General features: G+C 36.0%; 14 protein-coding genes and 1 pseudogene. 14 read left to right on the forward strand and 1 reads right to left on the reverse strand.

All coding sequences use genetic code 11. The annotated features are described in order from the left end of the window. Positions 1-326: 326 nt before the first annotated feature. From kdd to CHB72_RS17645, 11 genes are all read left to right on the forward strand, one after another. Positions 327-1,364 (forward strand): L-erythro-3,5-diaminohexanoate dehydrogenase, encoded by a 1,038-nt coding sequence (gene kdd / locus CHB72_RS17595; RefSeq protein WP_089284185.1) that lies wholly within the window; start codon positions 327-329, stop codon positions 1,362-1,364. A 20-nt stretch (positions 1,365-1,384) separates the two neighbouring features. Further along, positions 1,385-2,638 carry a lysine 2,3-aminomutase gene (gene kamA, locus CHB72_RS17600; protein ID WP_089284186.1) on the forward strand — a complete coding sequence of 418 codons (1,254 nt, stop codon included), beginning with the start codon at positions 1,385-1,387 and terminating at the stop codon, positions 2,636-2,638. Between the two features lie 119 nt (positions 2,639-2,757). Continuing rightward, positions 2,758-3,801, forward strand: a complete 1,044-nt coding sequence (gene kamB / locus CHB72_RS17605; protein WP_089284187.1) for a lysine 5,6-aminomutase reactivase subunit KamB — start codon at positions 2,758-2,760, stop codon at positions 3,799-3,801. Then, a complete protein-coding gene (gene kamC / locus CHB72_RS17610) occupies positions 3,794-5,434 on the forward strand; it encodes a lysine 5,6-aminomutase reactivase ATPase KamC (protein WP_176431447.1) in 1,641 nt (546 codons plus the stop codon). Before kamB ends, kamC begins: the two co-directional genes overlap by 8 nt. Further along, positions 5,434-6,990, forward strand: coding sequence for a lysine 5,6-aminomutase subunit alpha (gene kamD, locus CHB72_RS17615; RefSeq protein WP_089284189.1), 1,557 nt, complete (start codon positions 5,434-5,436; stop codon positions 6,988-6,990). Before kamC ends, kamD begins: the two co-directional genes overlap by 1 nt. Next, complete coding sequence (gene kamE / locus CHB72_RS17620) at positions 6,990-7,745, forward strand: lysine 5,6-aminomutase subunit beta (protein ID WP_089284190.1); 756 nt, start codon at positions 6,990-6,992, stop codon at positions 7,743-7,745. The genes kamD and kamE overlap by 1 nt, the downstream gene beginning before the upstream one ends. Positions 7,746-8,169: 424 nt before the next feature. After that, positions 8,170-8,484 carry a hypothetical protein gene (locus CHB72_RS17625; RefSeq protein WP_089284191.1) on the forward strand — a complete coding sequence of 105 codons (315 nt, stop codon included), beginning with the start codon at positions 8,170-8,172 and terminating at the stop codon, positions 8,482-8,484. 48 nt (positions 8,485-8,532) lie between these two features. Beyond that, the gene (locus CHB72_RS17630) at positions 8,533-8,898 is read left to right on the forward strand and encodes a hypothetical protein (RefSeq protein ID WP_089284192.1); all 366 of its coding nucleotides are present in this window, start codon (positions 8,533-8,535) and stop codon (positions 8,896-8,898) included. Positions 8,899-9,227: 329 nt separating this feature from the next. Continuing rightward, positions 9,228-10,121, forward strand: a complete 894-nt coding sequence (locus CHB72_RS17635) for a stalk domain-containing protein (RefSeq protein WP_089284193.1) — start codon at positions 9,228-9,230, stop codon at positions 10,119-10,121. 1,067 nt (positions 10,122-11,188) lie between these two features. Beyond that, the gene (locus tag CHB72_RS17640; RefSeq protein WP_089284194.1) at positions 11,189-12,799 is read left to right on the forward strand and encodes a DUF342 domain-containing protein; all 1,611 of its coding nucleotides are present in this window, start codon (positions 11,189-11,191) and stop codon (positions 12,797-12,799) included. Positions 12,800-12,815: 16 nt separating this feature from the next. After that, on the forward strand, positions 12,816-14,633 hold the full coding sequence (locus tag CHB72_RS17645; protein ID WP_089284195.1) for a GAF domain-containing protein: 1,818 nt from the start codon (positions 12,816-12,818) through the stop codon (positions 14,631-14,633). A 103-nt stretch (positions 14,634-14,736) separates the two neighbouring features. Here CHB72_RS17645 and CHB72_RS17650 read toward each other — a convergent pair whose 3' ends face one another. Beyond that, the gene (locus tag CHB72_RS17650) at positions 14,737-15,000 is read right to left on the reverse strand and encodes an LURP-one-related/scramblase family protein (protein ID WP_089284196.1); all 264 of its coding nucleotides are present in this window, start codon (positions 14,998-15,000) and stop codon (positions 14,737-14,739) included. Between the two features lie 336 nt (positions 15,001-15,336). Between CHB72_RS17650 and CHB72_RS17655 the strand changes: the two genes are divergently transcribed. The 3 genes and pseudogenes from CHB72_RS17655 to CHB72_RS27445 all read left to right on the forward strand — a co-directional run bounded on the left by CHB72_RS17655 (position 15,337) and on the right by CHB72_RS27445 (position 18,172). Beyond that, entirely contained in the window at positions 15,337-15,873 is a 537-nt protein-coding gene (locus CHB72_RS17655; RefSeq protein ID WP_089284197.1) for an RNA polymerase sigma factor, read from the forward strand. Continuing rightward, positions 15,860-17,296 (forward strand): hypothetical protein, encoded by a 1,437-nt coding sequence (locus CHB72_RS17660; RefSeq protein WP_089284198.1) that lies wholly within the window; start codon positions 15,860-15,862, stop codon positions 17,294-17,296. The genes CHB72_RS17655 and CHB72_RS17660 overlap by 14 nt, the downstream gene beginning before the upstream one ends. A gap of 387 nt (positions 17,297-17,683) precedes the next feature. Continuing rightward, a pseudogene (locus CHB72_RS27445) lies at positions 17,684-18,172 on the forward strand (transposase). Positions 18,173-18,303 lie beyond the last annotated feature (131 nt).

Raw genomic sequence — 18,303 nt, forward strand, 5'->3', positions numbered from 1 at the left:
TGAAATTTTATGTAGCGCTTTGTCTTTATACCTATTGAGAGACCTTCTGCTACAGTGATTCATAATAATTGCCGAAAATTCGGCAATTATTTCATTTATTAACCTATCTCTTTTATTCTTTAATCCTTTTTTTTATTGAAAAATCCCCCTTATAGTATTTTTATGAGTGTTAAAATTTTTGGCATGAATATTGCAGTTTTAAATGTAATGACATATGTGATAGAAGGACTTCTATTAGAAAAGTAAGGGTTACTTAATTCAAGATGAATATAACAACCTGTAATAAGGAAGTATGCAAAAACGATGAAACTAAGGGGGAAATAAAGATGAAAAAAGGATGCCCATTCGGTACCCACAGAGTAATTGAACCAAAAGGTGTTTTGCCACAGCCTGCAACAAAGATTGAAAATGACATGGAGATTTATGACAATGAGATATTAATCAATGTAAAGACATTAAATATTGACTCCGCTAGCTTCACTCAAATAAAGGAAGAGGCACAAGGAGATGTAGAAAAGATTAAGGAAATTATGACAAATATTGTAGCCACCAGAGGAAAACACCAAAATCCTGTTACTGGTTCTGGTGGAATGCTGATTGGTACTGTTGAAAAAATCGGGCCAGCCTTAGAAGGAAAGACCAATCTAAAGGTAGGAGATAAACTAGCTACCCTTGTTTCTCTTTCTTTAACACCGTTAAGAATTGACAAAATAAAAGAAGTTCGTAAGGATATTGATCAAGTAGATATTGAAGGGAAGGCTATTTTGTTTGAAAGTGGTATCTATGCTGTTATGCCAACGGATATTCCTGAAAATTTAGCATTATCAGTTTTAGATGTAGCGGGAGCACCAGCACAGACTGCAAAGCTGGTTAAACCTGGAGACAAGGTAGTGGTGATTGGTGGAGGCGGCAAATCTGGATTGCTATGCTTATACGAAGCCAAGAAACGAGCAGGGATTACAGGAAAGGTAATCTGCATAGGACATAGTCAGAAATCTGTAGATAGAGTGAATCAAGCTAATTTAGCAGATGTATGTTTTTCTGCAGACGCCACCAATGCAGTTGAAATAATGAATAAGGTTAGAGAAGTAACCAATGGCGAAATGGCAGATGTTGTTATCAACTGTGTCAACATACCAAATACAGAAATGGCAAGTATCTTAGCGGCAAAGGATGATGGATTGATCTATTTCTTCAGCATGGCCACCAGTTTTACAAAGGCAGCTTTAGGAGCGGAAGGAGTAGGCCGTGATACCACCATGATTATAGGAAATGGCTATACAAAAGGCCATGCAGAAATTGCATTGCAAATTATGAGAGAAAGCGAAACCTTAAGAAAAATATACGAAGAGTTATATGCTTAAAAAATAGAAGGAGGAATTCGATGCGTCACTACAAGGATATACCATTGTGGGAAAATGTTACTGAGGAAGAGTGGAATGATTGGCAGTGGCAGGTGAAAAATAGAATTACTACCTTAGAAGGTTTGAAGCAAGTGATTGAGGTTACGGAAGAAGAAGAAAAAGGCATATTAAAATGTCTCGAGACCCTAAGAATGGGAATTACACCGTATTATGCAGCCTTAATGGATGAAAATGATCCTAACTGTCCTATTAGAAAACAAGCAGTACCTAGAACTGTAGAACTTTTAAAAGGCAGTGCTGATATGGAGGATCCATTACATGAGGATGAAGATTCACCAGTGCCGGGCTTAACCCATAGATATCCTGATCGTGTACTTCTTTTGATAACTGACATGTGTTCTATGTACTGTAGGCACTGTACCCGCAGAAGATTTGCGGGACAAAATGATACAGGAATGCCAGTTGATAAAATAGATGTGGCTATTGAATATATAAGAAATGCACCAGAGGTAAGGGATGTATTGCTATCTGGAGGAGATTGTTTGCTGGCTTCTGATGAGAGGCTGGAGTACATTATCAGTAAATTACGGGAGATTGAACATGTAGAAGTGATCCGTCTAGGTAGTAGAACACCAGTAGTTATGCCCCAAAGAATTACACCAGCCCTAGTAAATATGCTAAAAAAGTATCATCCAATTTGGCTAAATACGCACTTTAACCATCCAAAGGAACTAACAGAAGAAGCGAAGAAAGCCCTTGCTCTTATGGCAGATGCCGGAATCCCACTTGGAAATCAGTCGGTACTACTAAGAGGTATTAACGATTGTATTCATATTATGAGGGACTTAGTACATGGTTTAGTAAGAAATAGAGTTCGTCCCTACTATATTTATCAATGTGATCTTTCTATGGGAATCGAACATTTCAGGACAAGTGTAGCAAAGGGGATTGAAATCATTGAAGGACTAAGAGGACATACCTCCGGATATGCTGTACCAAACTTTGTTGTGGATGCCCCCGGTGGAGGTGGGAAAATTCCTGTAATGCCAAACTATGTATTATCTCAATCCCATAACAAAGTAGTTCTTAGAAACTATGAAGGGGTCATCACTACCTACGTAGAACCAGCTCCCTATGAGGAAAGCTGCAGCTGTGATGTTTGTACCGATAAGAAGTCCCATAAACTACATGGGGTAGCAGGTCTACTACAGGGAAATAGAACAGCGCTAGAACCAGAGCATCTAGAAAGACACGAAAGAAGTAAAAAAGCATAGAGCATTAAGTAAGTAGTATTTTTACTAAACTTTAAAGGAAGGTTTTGGAAGAGGAAGGTTTTGGTTTTTAACCTTAACCAACCTCAACCTTGGCCTTAAGCTTGTTGGGAGGTGAAGGGATGCAACTAATGGATTTAATTCGTTATAAGTATAAAACCATATCTGTAGTGGGGATGGCAAAAAACGCTGGCAAAACTGTTACCCTCAACCGATTGCTAGAGGAGGCCGCAGAAAAGAACGTCATCGTTGGATTGACCTCCATAGGTAGAGATGGAGAAAAACAGGATGTTGTAACCAATACAGAAAAACCAACGATTTATGTCATGGAAAATACCATTATTGCAACTACAGAGGATTGCCTGTCACGAAGTGATGCAAGGTTGGAGATTTTAGAGGTCACTGATTATGCCACAGCGATGGGACGGGTGGTTATTTGTAGAGTGAAAAGTGGAGGCTTGATTGAGATTGCAGGCCCTGATACCAATTCAGAAATTAGAGAAGTAGCTATCAAAATGAGATTTTATGGAGCCGAGGTTGTTTTGATTGACGGAGCCATTAATCGGAAAACAACAGCATCCCCATCTATAACAGAAGCCACGATACTAGCTACTGGAGCAGTGATTAGTCGAGATATTGATAGGGTAGTGGAGGAGACAGCCCATCAAATTAACTTGTTTAATATACCAGCTGTAGAGGATGAAGATATGAAATCTTTGGTAGCCAGTTTAATGGAGGATAAGGGATATTGTATCATCGATCAGAAGGGAAACGTCAAGGTGTTAGACATAAAAACTGCCATTAATAACGGTATGAACATTGGGAGGGCTTTGACAGAGGATAGTGTTTATGTTGTTTTAAAGGGTAGTTTAGTAACAAAGACATTAGAAGATATTATGACAGTAACCGAAGCTTATAAAAATGTTACATTTGTTCTAAAGGATGCTACAAAAATATTTATAGAACCGAAGGATTGGCGCTTCTTTATGAAGAGAGGTTTTAAAATAAAGGTGCTTGAAAAGATTAATGCATTGCTCACAACTTTGAACCCCTATGCTCCACAAGGCTATCAATTTGATCCAAAGGATTTCTGTAAAAGAATGAAGAAAAATCTGACGCTGCCAGTCATAGATGTTATGCTGGAGGAGGAAGATCTTGATGAATAATTATATTACTGAAGAAAATAGAAAAGAAATAGGCTTGAAATATATTTTACAAAAACTTCCTACCCAAACCCCCTATGGTAAAGAGGTAAAAGAAAACATAAATCCTTATTTATCTGATAAAATTCAGGATTTACGTAAGACCTTAAGGGATTTGGGGATTTTTTTGCAGGAGATAGAAAAGGATTATCAACTATTAAGAGGATTAAAAAATCATCTAGGTGAGTTTAAGGATATTAGAGGATCTTTTTATAGAGCTAGAAGTGGGGAATTATTGAACGAGGTAGAACTCTTTGAAGTTAAAAAACAGATGATGGCTATGGAAAAGCTTCGTAAGTTTCTCCTGCGTTATCCCCTAAAAATAGAAGATTTTCACCTACTGAGTGTGGTGGAGGTAGTAAAAATACTAGACCCTGAAAATACTGGTGTTGAAACCTTTTATATATATGATGTATATTCTGAAGAATTAACTATTTTACGAAAAAGAAAGAAAGCGATCGAAGAATCCGTTGCTTATTACAACAAAACGATTAAAGAACAACTATACCAAGAGACAGGCGTTAAACCTAAAATAAATGGAGAAATGATTGTTTTAAAGGAAAATGAAACACAGCTGGAAAAGCTGTTGAATTGTACTAAGGTTTACCAGACGGCAGAAAATGATAAACAATTTATTTTTAAAATTAAGCCCTCCAAGGAACTAAAGAAGCTTCAAGAGGAATTAGATAATTTAAAGCTTCTTGAGGAGGAAGAAGAATTTAAAATTCGTCAAATACTATCGAGAACAATAGGAAACAACGCCAATAATATTTTAATAAACATCGAAAATATAGGGAAAATCGATTTTGTTATGGGTAAGGCCATATTGGCCCTGCAAATGAAAGCTACAGAGCCTGCAATTGTTGAGCATCCTTTTATAGATATAGAAGAAGGCAGGCATGTTGTTATAGAAGAAAAATTGAATGGACAGGGTGCAAAGTACACTCCTATAGACATCATTTTACAAAAGGGAGTTGCATTAATTACTGGTGCCAACATGGGAGGCAAAACCATCACTTTAAAGATGATTGCTTTAATTACCGCCATGGCACAGCTTGGATTTTATGTGCCTGCTAAGAAGGCAGTGATTGGACCCGTAACTTTTATCTATTATTCCTCAGGTGATCAACAATCGGAGGAAAAGGGGCTTTCCACCTTCGGTGGGGAGATTGAAGGTTTGAAGCATGCTGTGGAAAAGGCAGAGGATGAAGGATTGATACTGATCGATGAGCTAGCTAGAGGCACCAATCCACTAGAGGGATATGGGATTTCTAGAGGTGTATTGCAATATTTAAAGAAAAAGCCTTCTATTTCAGTGATTACCACCCATTTTGATGGTCTTAGCAGCATAGAAGGAATTAAACATTTACAGGTAGTAGGACTTAAAAATGCATCAAAGGAAGCCTTAAAGGAGGAACTGCAAAAATCCAAGGGCTATAAAGGTGTTCTTGAAAAACATATGGATTATCGTCTAGAGGAAAATCGACAGAGTGAAAGCACCCCTAAAGATGCTATTATGATTGCTAGACTAATGGGATTAAAGGAAGAGATTATAGAGGAAGCACAAAAATCTATAAAGGAAAGGGAGGGGCAATAATGGTGAGTAAATTAAATTTGGATGAAAAGATGATTGAAAGAGCAAGAAATGCTGCCGACAACATAGCAGAGGATGTACAAAAGTTTATTGATGAACATACGACAGTAGCGGTGGAAAGAACCATAGCGCGACTTTTGGGGATAGATGGGGTGGATGAGATTGATAAGCCGTTGCCAAATGTAGTAGTAGATAATATTAAAGAAGGTGGAAGCTTAGGCAGTGGTATTGCTTATTGGATAGGAAATGCTATTGTTCATTCTGGAAAATCTCCTCAAAAGATTGCAGAAGCTGTTGACAGAGGAGAGATGGATTTAACCCGTATACCTGCACAAGATCCTCAGAAAATACAAGAGGCTATTCATGATATAGCTGATCATAGTATTAATAAAGTAAAAAGCAATCGAGAAAAGAGAACAAGCTATCTGGACACTATTGGTGAAGGGAAAAAGCCTTATCTTTATGTGATTGTTGCAACGGGAAACATCTATGAGGATGTTGTTCAAGCCCAAGCTGCTGCAAGACAAGGAGCAGATGTTATTGCAGTAATCCGTAGTACAGCCCAAAGCTTATTAGACTATGTCCCTTATGGAGCTACGACAGAAGGATTTGGTGGAACCTATGCTACGCAAGAAAACTTTAGAATTATGAGAAAAGCGTTAGATGAGGTAGGAGAAGAGGAAGGAAGATATATTCGTCTTTGCAACTATTGTTCAGGCTTGTGCATGCCAGAAATTGCTGCTATGGGAGCAATGGAGAGACTAGACATGATGCTAAACGATGCCTTATATGGTATTTTGTTTAGGGATATCAACATGCAAAGAACCTTGGTTGATCAATACTTTTCAAGGATTATTAATGGTTATGCTGGTATCATCATTAACACTGGAGAAGACAATTACTTAACAACCGCTGATGCTGTAGAGGAAGCCCATACAGTGCTGGCATCTCAATTTATCAATGAGCAATTTGCCCTAAGAGCAGGAATTCCAGAAGAGCAGATGGGGTTAGGCCATGCTTTTGAAATGAATCCTGATATAGAAAATGGATTCTTATGGGAGCTTGCACAGGCTCAAATGGCTAGGGAAATTTTTCCGAAGGCACCGCTAAAGTATATGCCTCCTACAAAATTTAAGACGGGCAATATTTTCAAAGGACACATTCAAGATGCAATGTTTAACATGATATCCATATGGACCAATCAAGGAATACAGCTACTAGGTATGCTGACAGAGGCTATCCATACACCCCACCTTCACGATCGAGCATTGGCTATAGAAAATGCTAAATATATCTTTAACAACTGTAGAAACTTAGGAGAAGAAATTGAGTTCAAACAGGATGGGATGATACAAAAAAGAGCCCAAGAGGTATTATATAATGCTACCACCTTGCTGGAGCAGATTGAAAAGGAAGGACTTTTCACCACCATAGAGGGAGGTAAATTTGGTGGCGTAAAACGATTAAGAACCGGTGGGAAAGGATTAGAAGGGGTCATGAGGAAGGCAGAAGGATATTTTAATCCCTTTATTGATAAGATGTTAGGAGGGAGACAATAATGGCTATGGAGAAGGTAGATTTAACAAAAATCAAACCCTATGGAGATACATTAAATGATGGAATGACCCAATTGAGCTTTACTCTGCCAGTCCCCTACGGTGAAGAGGCTAAAGAGGCGGCAAGAAAATTGGTGTTAAAAATGGGGTTGCAGGAACCTAGTATCGTAGAGGCCAAGGATTTAGGGATAGGATATACCTATTTCGTTGTATATGGAAAGTGTCAGCATACGGTGGATTACTCTAACATTCAAGTATCAAAGGTAGAAGTAGATACAATGGAGAAGGAAGAAGTAGAGGAATATATTGAAAGCAACATAGGCAGGGATATTGTCATCATTGGTGCCTGTACAGGAACAGATGCCCATACGGTAGGTATTGATGCCATCATGAATATGAAAGGATTTCATGGTCATTATGGATTAGAAAGATATAATGGAGTAGAAGCTTATAATCTTGGCAGCCAAGTGCTTAATGAAGAATTGGTGGCGAAGGCAATAGAGTTAAAGGCAGATGCCATACTTGTATCTCAAATAGTAACACAAAAAGATGTTCATATACCAAATTTAACGCAGCTAATCGAGCTGCTTGAGGCAGAGGGAATTAGAGACAAAATGGTTGTTGTTTGCGGCGGCCCTAGACTTTCTCACGAACTTGCTAAAGAACTTGGCTATGATGCAGGCTTTAGCACTGGTAATTATGCAGAGGACGTAGCCTCCTTCATTGTAGAGGAAATGGTAAAGCGGAAGCTAGTTTAAATAAAAGAATAGGATTGGTTGAAAAGCATAGGGGAGATTTTGTCCTATGCTTTTTAGCTATATCCCCTTGAAATACTCAAGCAGGACTGCCTATTCTGGCAAAAGATGGTTCTGATTTAGAATTGATTACATCTAGTGGTGCTATCGCTAAAAATAAATAGCAATAGAAAAAGATGAAAATCGTATTTTATGCTTGCAAGGTGCATAGAATACGATTTTTTTTTAAAAAATTAAGAAATTTATGTGATTTTGGGAAGTTTGTGGAACTAGTATAGATGAAGAGATAAAAAAGCAATTCTGTAGGTATAAAGGATAGTAGTATAAAGCTGCAGCATATAGGAATGAAATAAAAGTCCATTAGAAAATAATACTGCTGCCTAAGAGTATTAATGAAATTTATTATATTGGAAGGAGGTAAGATTTTATGAGTAATGTTTCTAGAGATTTACCAAAAAAAGTGACTGAAAAGATATCAGCAACAGTTCTTGGAAAGCGTAAACAGGCAATCACCCTAACAGTCACTATAGTATTATTACCATTAATATTTTATCACAAAGAAATAGATATGGGAGGAAACTTAGATATTGCCATTTCCGTCTTCTTGACACCGTCTAAAACAGCAAAAATTAAATTTTATAGGGAGAATCCTTACGATTGTGACAAGAAGATAATAAAGAAAAAGCTTATGAAGAAAGAAATAGGGAATGCGCATGATTGTTTGATTGCTGTTTTTTTATAAGATACTGTCAGATTATTGGTAAGTTGAGTATTGAAAGGAGTTTTGTATATGAAAACGAGAAAACGATTTTTATCTTTAGTGCTTTGTTTGTTAATGATATTTAGTTCTCTTGCTCTTACTTCTGCTGCCACTTCATCATCAGTATCAACCTTATCAAGTAAACAAATTGAGGATATTTTTGAAGAAATTAAGGGACAAATTTTATTTAAATATGGGGGTATTTATGACTTTAATAATTTTTCTTTTGTAATTGAAAACGAAAGATTTGAAGACGGCAAAATATTGATTGATTTAGATATTCTTACGGATATGACCCTGACCAGACATCCGTCTGAAAGCCAAGCGACAAAAGTTTATACTACTGAATCAGCTTATTTCTACAAACCTGATCCATCTATTAAGTTACCAGATTAATCTTTATTTTAGCAAATATGTTAATCATAAGCTTTTCATTAATAAAGATTCCTTGTTATGATTCAGTAGCAAGAGAATTTGTCTTACAATGAACGATTTTAAAATTTAAAAGGATATTCAAAAGTTCTTCAACTAACAGAACATATACTAGATATTGAAATCATAGACTAATTGATTTTAATATCTAGTAGTTCTTTGCTGTAGTTTTGACTTTTAAGATAGCCTCTAAATTTGTTTGTCAGATAGCAGCATACTTTGGAACTATAATAATACTAGCCTATATTTTAGTTAGGGTAAGCTGATATTATTATGAAAGGGATGTGGTATTTATGAAAAAGATATTTATTTTAGCTGTTACTTTATTTTCTGTCTTACTTTTTAATATAACAGTGTCAGCTGACGAAATAATACCTAAGACAAATATCAGTAATGCAAATATTTTCCCATATGAAGGCAGAGATGATACTGAATATTTTATAATATATAATGACTCATCGAAAGAAATAATTGATGAAGACTATATTGGTTTATTTATTAACGGAAGTATAATCAAAAATGCTAACATAATTATTGAAGATAACAAGTGTTTACTTCCTATCAAGTTAATAAGCGAAAATCTTGACGCAACCGTATCTTGGGATGCTCAAACAAACAAAGTAATGGTTCACGACGGAGAAAAAACAATAGAATTGTTTGTTGATAGAGTCACCGCCAAAATAAACAATTCTGAAATAGTTTTAGATACAGCTCCCACAGTAATAAATGCTAGGACTTATTTGTCACTAAGTTCCATTACAGAAATATTAGGTGTACATGTGGAATATTTTGATGGAAAGGATGATACTAAGACTCACATAGTAAAAAGGATGCCCCATGTTATGATTAGTAGGTATACAAATGGAGTTAATGAGCTATCCGAAGTTGAGGCAATTGAGCTATTAAAGGAGCAATTGATTATTGCTTTTAATTTGAAGTTTGGAGAGTTTATACCACTTTTTCAGCTTGAGGACTCTGGAAATTATGATGAAAAAGAATCGCTCAGATATATAATATCTAATTTGAAAGTTAGCTCTGAAAACGATAGATACTATGTAATTCCAGTGGTATTTGATTTTTGGATTGATAAATATACGGGTGATGTATATGTATTTTATAATGGCATCAATATGGTGATAAAAAGTTTTAATCTCTATGATGAAAATGCGTTATCTTTTGCAGGCTAAAAACAGAACAACAATGGGGACGGTTCGTAATTTGAATGCAGAAGAAAGGACTTTTATATGTAAAAAGAGGAAAACAACTAGATATTTTAGAGCCATTTGTTAGCATATGTTTTTAAAGCTAAAAACCTGAGCTGAATTAAAAGGAATAAACCAATAGATATCTTAAAGGTTTTGAAAATGACGAAGATAGATATAAATATGTTAGAACAATAAAGAGATAAAAAAAGAAAGTGATCATAAACTATATAATTGAAGATATTTATTGTCATGTTCAGTCTCTAGCCCATACATTAAGCTATTTAAATATGTGTACACCGGGAGTACTTCCAACCGTCACCAGTGAATACAAATAAAACTATAAAACTTACAAAAAGCATAGGGCAAATTTTGTCCTATGCTTTTTGCGTGGGTGGTTCTTATGAAAGATGACAAAGATAGGCAGAAGCATGTCAAGAAAAATGAAACTATTTACCTAATATTACCTTAATAGGAAGAAAAGCGAAGGATTTTGCAACAATATGTCGAATGTATAATAAACCTATAATTTTACTACAGGAGATATGCTAAAAAGTATAGGTTCCTGTGATTTGATCAAAGGATAACTTTGACAATTTATCCTTCAGTGTATTGCTAAGACTCCCGCTTCTTCTAGATAAACAAACTAAGCGACTAACACAAAATCAAAGATTTTGGTTATCTGCTTATAGATAAACAAACTAAGTGACCAACACGAAAGTTAGAAACCAAACTTTCGGTTGTCTACTTAAAGCGGGAGATCAAGCACTACATCCTCGAAGTAAATTCGGCTACAATTCAGTGGGAGTAAAAACTCCCTCTGAATTAAGTCTCATTTTATGCTGATGTTAAATACTAATATTTGTGACCTCCTATGCTTGAACATAGAACTTTTTATTGATTCACATCTACATCCATAACAGGTATAATAACGCCCTCAAAAGGCGGTCACTTATTTTTTATTCTATAGCTATTTGACTATATAGAAAATACATAACTTGTAGATAGTGTATGAATAAATACTATAAATCATAAAGGGAGGAAAATGTTTTATGTCTTTTGAAAGTGAAAAAACTAATCTATTGTTAGAAAATGAAAAATTCAGTTTGTTTTTAGAAGATGCTGGCAAAATTTTAATATCTGTTCATCAACCGGGCTATGATATAAAGGATTTCGATGAAGATGTACTAAAGAAATATCCAAGAGTTCAAATTACCAATTTCCTTAATCTAAAAGGTGCTTTACAGGTGAGAACAGTCGAGCCTGTAAATATCGGAGTGTTAAAACCTAAAATTGAAGTGATTTTATCTAATGATAAAATGAAAGCCAAAATAAAAATTAATGTCAATGAAACTGAATTTGAAAGTATGAAAAATGACTTAGAAAAAGAAGTTATCCGCGCCTTAGAGGAGCATAATGTAACCTATGGTATTTTATATAATGTCTTAAAGGAAGAACTAAAGCCTCATCAGGAGATTGTTGTGGCAGAAGGGGTATTACCCACAAATGGAGAAGATGCCATAATAAAATATATTCATATATCAGAAAAAAAGCCTCTAATTAGAGAAGATGGCAAGGTAGATCATTATGAGTTAAATTTAATCCAACAGGCCAGCGTAAATGACTGGGTCGGCGAAAAGATTCCAGCTACGGCAGGAGAACCAGGTAAGACGGTAACAAATCAGTTGCTGCCCCCTATGCCTGGTAAGGATCAATTGTTACGCTATGATCATAATTCAATTGCTGAAAGTACAGAGGGTGGTAAAATTGTTTTAAGAGCACTAGTGGAGGGGGCTGTTACTTTTCAGGAGGGGAAAATCAAAATATTAAATCACCTCATTATTGAAGGGGATGTTGACTATGATACAGGAAATATTAATTTTAACGGCTACGTAACGATTAAGGGAATTGTTTGTGATGGATTTAGTGTCAAGGCTGATAAGGATATTTCAATTCTTGGCGAGATGGGTAGCGGTGCAGTGAAGGAGATTATATCAAGGGAAGGAGACATTTACATTAAGGGTGGTATTTCAGGTAAGGGGAGGACTATCATCAAAGCAGATAAAAATGTTTTTGTAAAATATGTTAAGGATTGCACCGTTATTGCAGGTGAAAATATTAATATTGGTCTGTATGCTATAGACGTCGATTTACATGGTAAAAGCATAATGGTTAACTCTGAAAAAGGGAAAATCATTGGAGGCAGCCTTAATGCAGAAGCAAAGATAAGTGTTTATACGATTGGCAATATTTCGGAGAGAAGAACATTTGTTAATGTAAAGGGATTTGATAGACAGACATTAAAAAAAGAATTAGATAATCTACTATTAAACTATAAGGAGTGTTTAATAGAATTGGAAAAAAACAAAAGACAAATGAAAGTATATGAAGCAAAGCTAAAAACAAATCATAAGAGTGTCACAGGACAAGAGTATCAAGTATATATAAAAATCAATGATGAGCTATTAGTTGCAATATCTAAACTAGAGAATAGAAGAAAAGTATTAATGGATTTCTTGAATTCAAAAGGAGAAGGAGAAGTGAATATATTCAAACAAGCTTATCCTCAAACTTTCTTAGAAATAAAAAACATTAAAAAAAGAATTGATAAAGTAACAAGAGGAACATACTTTGCAACAGACAACCAACTACATTTTTCATAGAAGAGGAGGCATCGTTTTGAATGGTTTACATATTACTAATAGAATGTATAGATATGATGCATTAATAAAGGCAATAGACTTTTTTACACAGAGGTTTAGCCCGCAGCAATTAAGTGAATATTCTTTTGATTTTGCAAATGAAATTTTAACGTTGAATGCATCTGCTCTTTTTGTTATACAAGGAAATGAATTTAAGTTAAAAAATAAAAGGTTGTACACATTCAGTGATTATAGTATAAAAAATACGAAGAAGCTTCAGAAAATAGCCACTTTGCATGGCAGTATTTTACTGAATCATTTTGATAGTTACTTTGATGAAGGCGACATTGATTACTTAAATATGAATATTGTAATCCCCTTAATTATTGATGATTTGTTATTTGGATTTATTATTGCTGATGGAAAAGTCATGGGGAGCTTTGATGAAGATGATTATACTATGGCGATGGCATTGATGCGATTATTTAACAATTCACTTGAAAACAGTAGAAATTTTTTAGATTTAAAGGGGAAAAACAAACAATTAGATGAAAAAGTGTTTAATTTGTTTGCTATCAATCAAAGTGCTAAATCCTTATTATCAGAATTAGGGTTAGATAGATTAAAGAGTATGGCGGTAGACGTGTTTAGCGAAATTGCATGTAGTAGAATTACCTCCTTTGGTATGATGGATGATATATCTAGCACGTTAAAAATACTTGCCTATAGAAACGTAGAAAACTTTTCTACTCAATTGACAGAGATTGAAGTGGATCTTTCTGTAGAATTGGACAGTAACAAAATTGTTCTTGACTTGAATAAAGATATTGAAACGATAAAAAAGTTATTTATTAACTGGGAAGAATTTCACCCATTAGGAGCGCGATATATTGTCTTGCTTGTAAGAGATAAACTTCTTGGATTAGTTACCTTGAGCGAGCCAATTAATCAACCCCATTATGATGACAGTATGTTTGAACTAATTGAATCTTTAGCATCATTTACGTATATTGCATTAAAGAATGCCATGATGTTCGAGGAAGTTAGGAAGCAAAAAGAAATCACTGAGGCAAAATATAACACCTTATATAAACTGAATATGTTGATTAATAATATTAATGAATGTATTTCAATTGAAGAATTATGTGACGTGACACTTAAAACTTTGAATATATCTTTTGATATTCAGAAGGCATTTATTGCATTTAAAGAAGAGAATCAATATAAAATCATGTGGAGTATTGAGGATATTGGTGTAGGTGAGACCTTCAAGATAAATGAGGAATGGGAGGATACTTTTGACGGAGATACAATTTATAATTTTGCAACTGAAAGCCTACATAGTTATTTAAACGAAGATTTATGTAAATTATTCAATGATTCAACAGGAATTGTTATTACTCCAATTACTCTAAATAAATTGGATATAGAAGAAAATGTAGGTCCTTTAGCTTATCTAGTCATATTAAAGACTTTAGATAATCTTCAGCAAGAAGAAATATTGTTAATTGATACAGTTGCAAAAAATATTTCTCCGATTATTTATCATATGAATATATTAGACGAATGCAAACAAAAATATTTACCTAATAACAAGAGTTTATTTTATGAATCAATTTCCAGAAAAGTAGAAGATAGAAATAAATATCATGTTGATTTTAATGTTTATTACACAATGTTAAAAAAACATCCTTTCATAGAGATCGACTTATCCATGTATCAAGACTATGAATACTATTTAATTGAAAACTATTTATTTATTATCAGTTATGATGACTTAGGTTTAATGGACTTTAAAAAATTATCTTCTATTAATACTTTCGAGGATATTTTGAAGCATGACTTTCTGGGCTAAGGGTAACCTTAAATATATAAGATGTAGCTAGAAAACAGGGGAATTAATCCTGTTTTCTTTGCTCTTACCAAGGCTCCCGGTGAATCAAGTCGTATTTTATCCCTTAACTGTTATTATGATTGTTGTCATGCAGCACCTGATCGATTACGCTTACTAAAGCCAATATAAAAGGCTGATCTTCATCGTCTGCTATATCAGCACCGTAGGTGTCAGCAAAGGCAAACCATTTTTTATTTACTGTGGCAACCATTTTATTTCCTTTATGAATCTCAAAATTATGGGATAAGATATTTCCTTCCATAGTACAATTACCTATTGTGCTTTCTATAACAAATCTAGGTTTAAAAAATGCAAATTCTTTTTTCACTCAAGCTAAATGTTTTCCTTCACGGTAAATGTTGTACTCTGGAAGCAGTTTAAAAATTTTCTGTTCTATCGCTTTTATCTCATTGTGGAATTAAATATATATGTTAGCACTCTCTCTTACGTTGACAGCATTAGTCTCACGTCCCCTTGGCTATTGAGCTTCTTTGTTCTTGAATAGGGAGTATTAAAAAGAAAGACGTCTTGGATATGATACAATGGGGTATGAAATAAAAACTCATGAAAAATATTTATTAGTTTGAAATTTTATGTCACAAAACGGTTATTTGGATTGTTATAAGGGTACAGTCGGCTGATAAACAAGCAAAGGAGGGAACACATGAGTGACACAGATTTAGGACGGAGGTTCGCCACCGGCGGAGAGGATGAACTGGAAGAGATAATTAATCTCTACGGCGAAAAACTCCTCCGCTATGCCACCGCAATTTTATGCGACTATCAGGAGGCGGAAGATGTGGTGCAGGATGTTTTTCTTTCAGCCTATCAAAACCGCGCAGCTTTTGACGGCGAGAACTTGTCGGCCTGGCTATATAAAATTACTTATAACCGAAGCCTAAACCAACTGAAAAAACGCAGAGTACTTTATTTTAGCGAAATCTGGGATAAGGCGGTTTCACCTGCTGAAGATATAGGTCTGAGTGATGAGACACTCCGCGCCTTGCGGCGACTCAAGCCAAAAGAGCGGGCGTTGCTTTATGGACGGATTATGGAAGAGCAGAGTTATGAGGACCTCTCTCTCCTCTTTGGGCGCTCACCCGTCGCCCTACGCAAACAATACGAACGGGCAAAAAAAAGGCTGGCGGGCTATCTGACTGCCGGGCATTATGGAAAGGAGCAGAAACATGAGTACATTTGACCGAGACGAGCAAAATATACATGAAGCGCTTTCCCAAATAACCGTTGACGCAGCCGGGCTTGCTGGGCAGGTCAAAAGCCGGCTAAATAAAAAAACTTCCTACTCAACGCCACGATGGCAGTCGCGCTGGTCACTGGCTGCAGCCATGATTATAACGATGTCTGCGTTGTTGGTCATTACTGCGGCGGCTGCAACGCTGGGGAGCTTTGATTGGCTTATTAAGAAAGTCAATCCTTCCTTTGGTGAGATCGTGGAGTTGGTTGAGGTCTATTGTGAAGACCAGGAAATACGCATGGAGGTCATCGGTGCCCAAAAATATGACAATATGGCGATTGTCTACCTGTCCCTCCAAGATATAAGCGGGCAAAAGCGATTGACGAAGCAGACAGACTTCCGCGATGGGTTCAGCGTAAAGATGAACCCGCGGACGCAGAAGACAGACGGACAGTCAACCGTGGAAGCCTCCAGTTTTGGGTGGGGGCAAAAACTACTTTATTTTGACGAGGTAACCAATACTGTTTATTACGAGTTCAATATTACAACCGATTCGAATTCTCCACTGTCCGATCCGCTGGAATTAAGCAGCTTCCTTATATACTTCGATGAAAGAAAATATGAGTATGAGCCGGTTTCTCTGTCGCTGTCCAACCTTGGGGAGGCGGAGACTACTCCCATACAGCGAGAATATATTTTCGGCGGTACGAATGTCCCGGACGACCTCAGCGAGTTAACAGCGATCCTTACTCCAGGCCATTATGCCCCTATGCCCCATGGAGAAGACGACCAGTGGATTTCGAATATCGGTATCTTGGACGGGAAGCTGCATGTTCAGATAGGTAACGCTTTTAATAAAGAGTTTGGAAGTAGTGATGCATCGCTCTTTCTTATGACTTTGGACGGCAAATTGATTGAATGCGACTATAAATTGGACTTCCTCAGTGATGAGGATCATCACCTGCTCAATCTCGAAGAAAACAGTTATGATGACGCGGTTTACAAATACAGTGAAGCTGTCTTTACTGTAAATACTGAAGAATTGGGTGACTACACCCTTTGCTTTACCGGTTTAGTTCATTCCGGTGTTGAAGGTCACTGGAAGGTAACCACAAATCTAAGCGATACCAGCCAACAGATGCGTATCTGGACAACCGATATCTCTGTTGAAGGCCATCTCTTTGAACATTTGACCCTTAGTCCTTTAGGGCTTCAAGTCATCGGTACCTACGAAGGAGAAGAGTGCATGGCGAGCGAAATGTCTCTGGCAGTTGAGACTGTCGATGGCATTATTTCGTTAGGAGGTGGCGGCGGAAGCTATAACTCTCAAAAACAGTCCTTTAACTTGCATTGGAACACGGAAACTCCTCTTGATGTTGCAACCGTTACTGCCGTCATTATAAACGGTACTCGTATTCCGGTCGAATAGAAAAGATGACACTGGACTACTTACGGCGGAAAAGCTGAAACCTCTTATTTATCAAGACAAACAGAATACTCTCGGTGATGTGGGGCACAGATAGACAACACCCATAGGAAATAAGAAAAACCTATTTTCCTCAGAATCTCGCTTGATTTTTTGATTATTAAGATTGGTCACACAAAACAGCAGTACTGCTCTAACCGAATAGTGCTGCTGTTTTTACACCCATTCTGATGTGGCGATCTTTTTGGGAAAACATCCCGAAGGCCAAAGGGACAGCATTGGACGGCAGACCGCGCAAAAATAAACTATAAAAACACACAACAAAAACACCTATAATCTTTGAAAAATCAACATTTTAATAATATAATTAAAATAAAAAGAGGTGTTTCCATGTCCAGATATATAAAAGGCGAAGATAAAAACCAATTGTTATACAACAAAAGCAAACCAGATACTAAAGAGAAAGTATATAAGAATCCTGAGGCATGTAATAAATGTGAATATCGAGATGCTTGTACGGAAAATAAGTTTGGTCGATTCATAAAAAGAGGCCCCTATCAAGATATCTATGAAGAGGTGGACAAACGAACAGAACAAAATAAAGAAATATATAAGTAAAGGCAAATAATTGTAGAACACCCCTTTGCAACAGTAAAGCGAAATTTAGGCTTTTCCTATTTTCTTACTCGAGGTAACAAAAATGTTAAGGCAGAGTCTCATATGCACTTTTTTATCTACAACTTAATCAGAGTTATAAATATTATGGATATCAAGGAACTAATCGGGATATTAAGAGCTAAAAAGACCATGTTTTTTTGGTTTTTGAAAGGAATGCGATTAATAGAGATAAAAAGCCAATGGTTGATTACAGTTAATTAAAAGAAACTAGTGAACAGCAGACTGTTATTGCGCAGTCTGCCGTCCAATGCTGTCAACTTAAGAGAGAGTACTAACATGCATATCTAATTCCACAATGAGATAAAAATATAAGAACACTTGAATTTCCAAGA

This window comes from Anaerovirgula multivorans (genome assembly GCF_900188145.1).
Lineage (GTDB): Bacteria > Bacillota > Clostridia > Peptostreptococcales > Natronincolaceae > Anaerovirgula > Anaerovirgula multivorans.

Coding starts and splice junctions, on each gene's coding strand:
- kdd (WP_089284185.1), top strand. CDS start 327: ATGAAAAAAGGATGCCCATTCGGTACCCACAGAGTAATTGAACCAAAA.
- kamA (WP_089284186.1), top strand. CDS start 1,385: ATGCGTCACTACAAGGATATACCATTGTGGGAAAATGTTACTGAGGAA.
- kamB (WP_089284187.1), top strand. CDS start 2,758: ATGCAACTAATGGATTTAATTCGTTATAAGTATAAAACCATATCTGTA.
- kamC (WP_176431447.1), top strand. CDS start 3,794: ATGAATAATTATATTACTGAAGAAAATAGAAAAGAAATAGGCTTGAAA.
- kamD (WP_089284189.1), top strand. CDS start 5,434: ATGGTGAGTAAATTAAATTTGGATGAAAAGATGATTGAAAGAGCAAGA.
- kamE (WP_089284190.1), top strand. CDS start 6,990: ATGGCTATGGAGAAGGTAGATTTAACAAAAATCAAACCCTATGGAGAT.
- CHB72_RS17625 (WP_089284191.1), top strand. CDS start 8,170: ATGAGTAATGTTTCTAGAGATTTACCAAAAAAAGTGACTGAAAAGATA.
- CHB72_RS17630 (WP_089284192.1), top strand. CDS start 8,533: ATGAAAACGAGAAAACGATTTTTATCTTTAGTGCTTTGTTTGTTAATG.
- CHB72_RS17635 (WP_089284193.1), top strand. CDS start 9,228: ATGAAAAAGATATTTATTTTAGCTGTTACTTTATTTTCTGTCTTACTT.
- CHB72_RS17640 (WP_089284194.1), top strand. CDS start 11,189: ATGTCTTTTGAAAGTGAAAAAACTAATCTATTGTTAGAAAATGAAAAA.
- CHB72_RS17655 (WP_089284197.1), top strand. CDS start 15,337: ATGAGTGACACAGATTTAGGACGGAGGTTCGCCACCGGCGGAGAGGAT.
- CHB72_RS17660 (WP_089284198.1), top strand. CDS start 15,860: ATGAGTACATTTGACCGAGACGAGCAAAATATACATGAAGCGCTTTCC.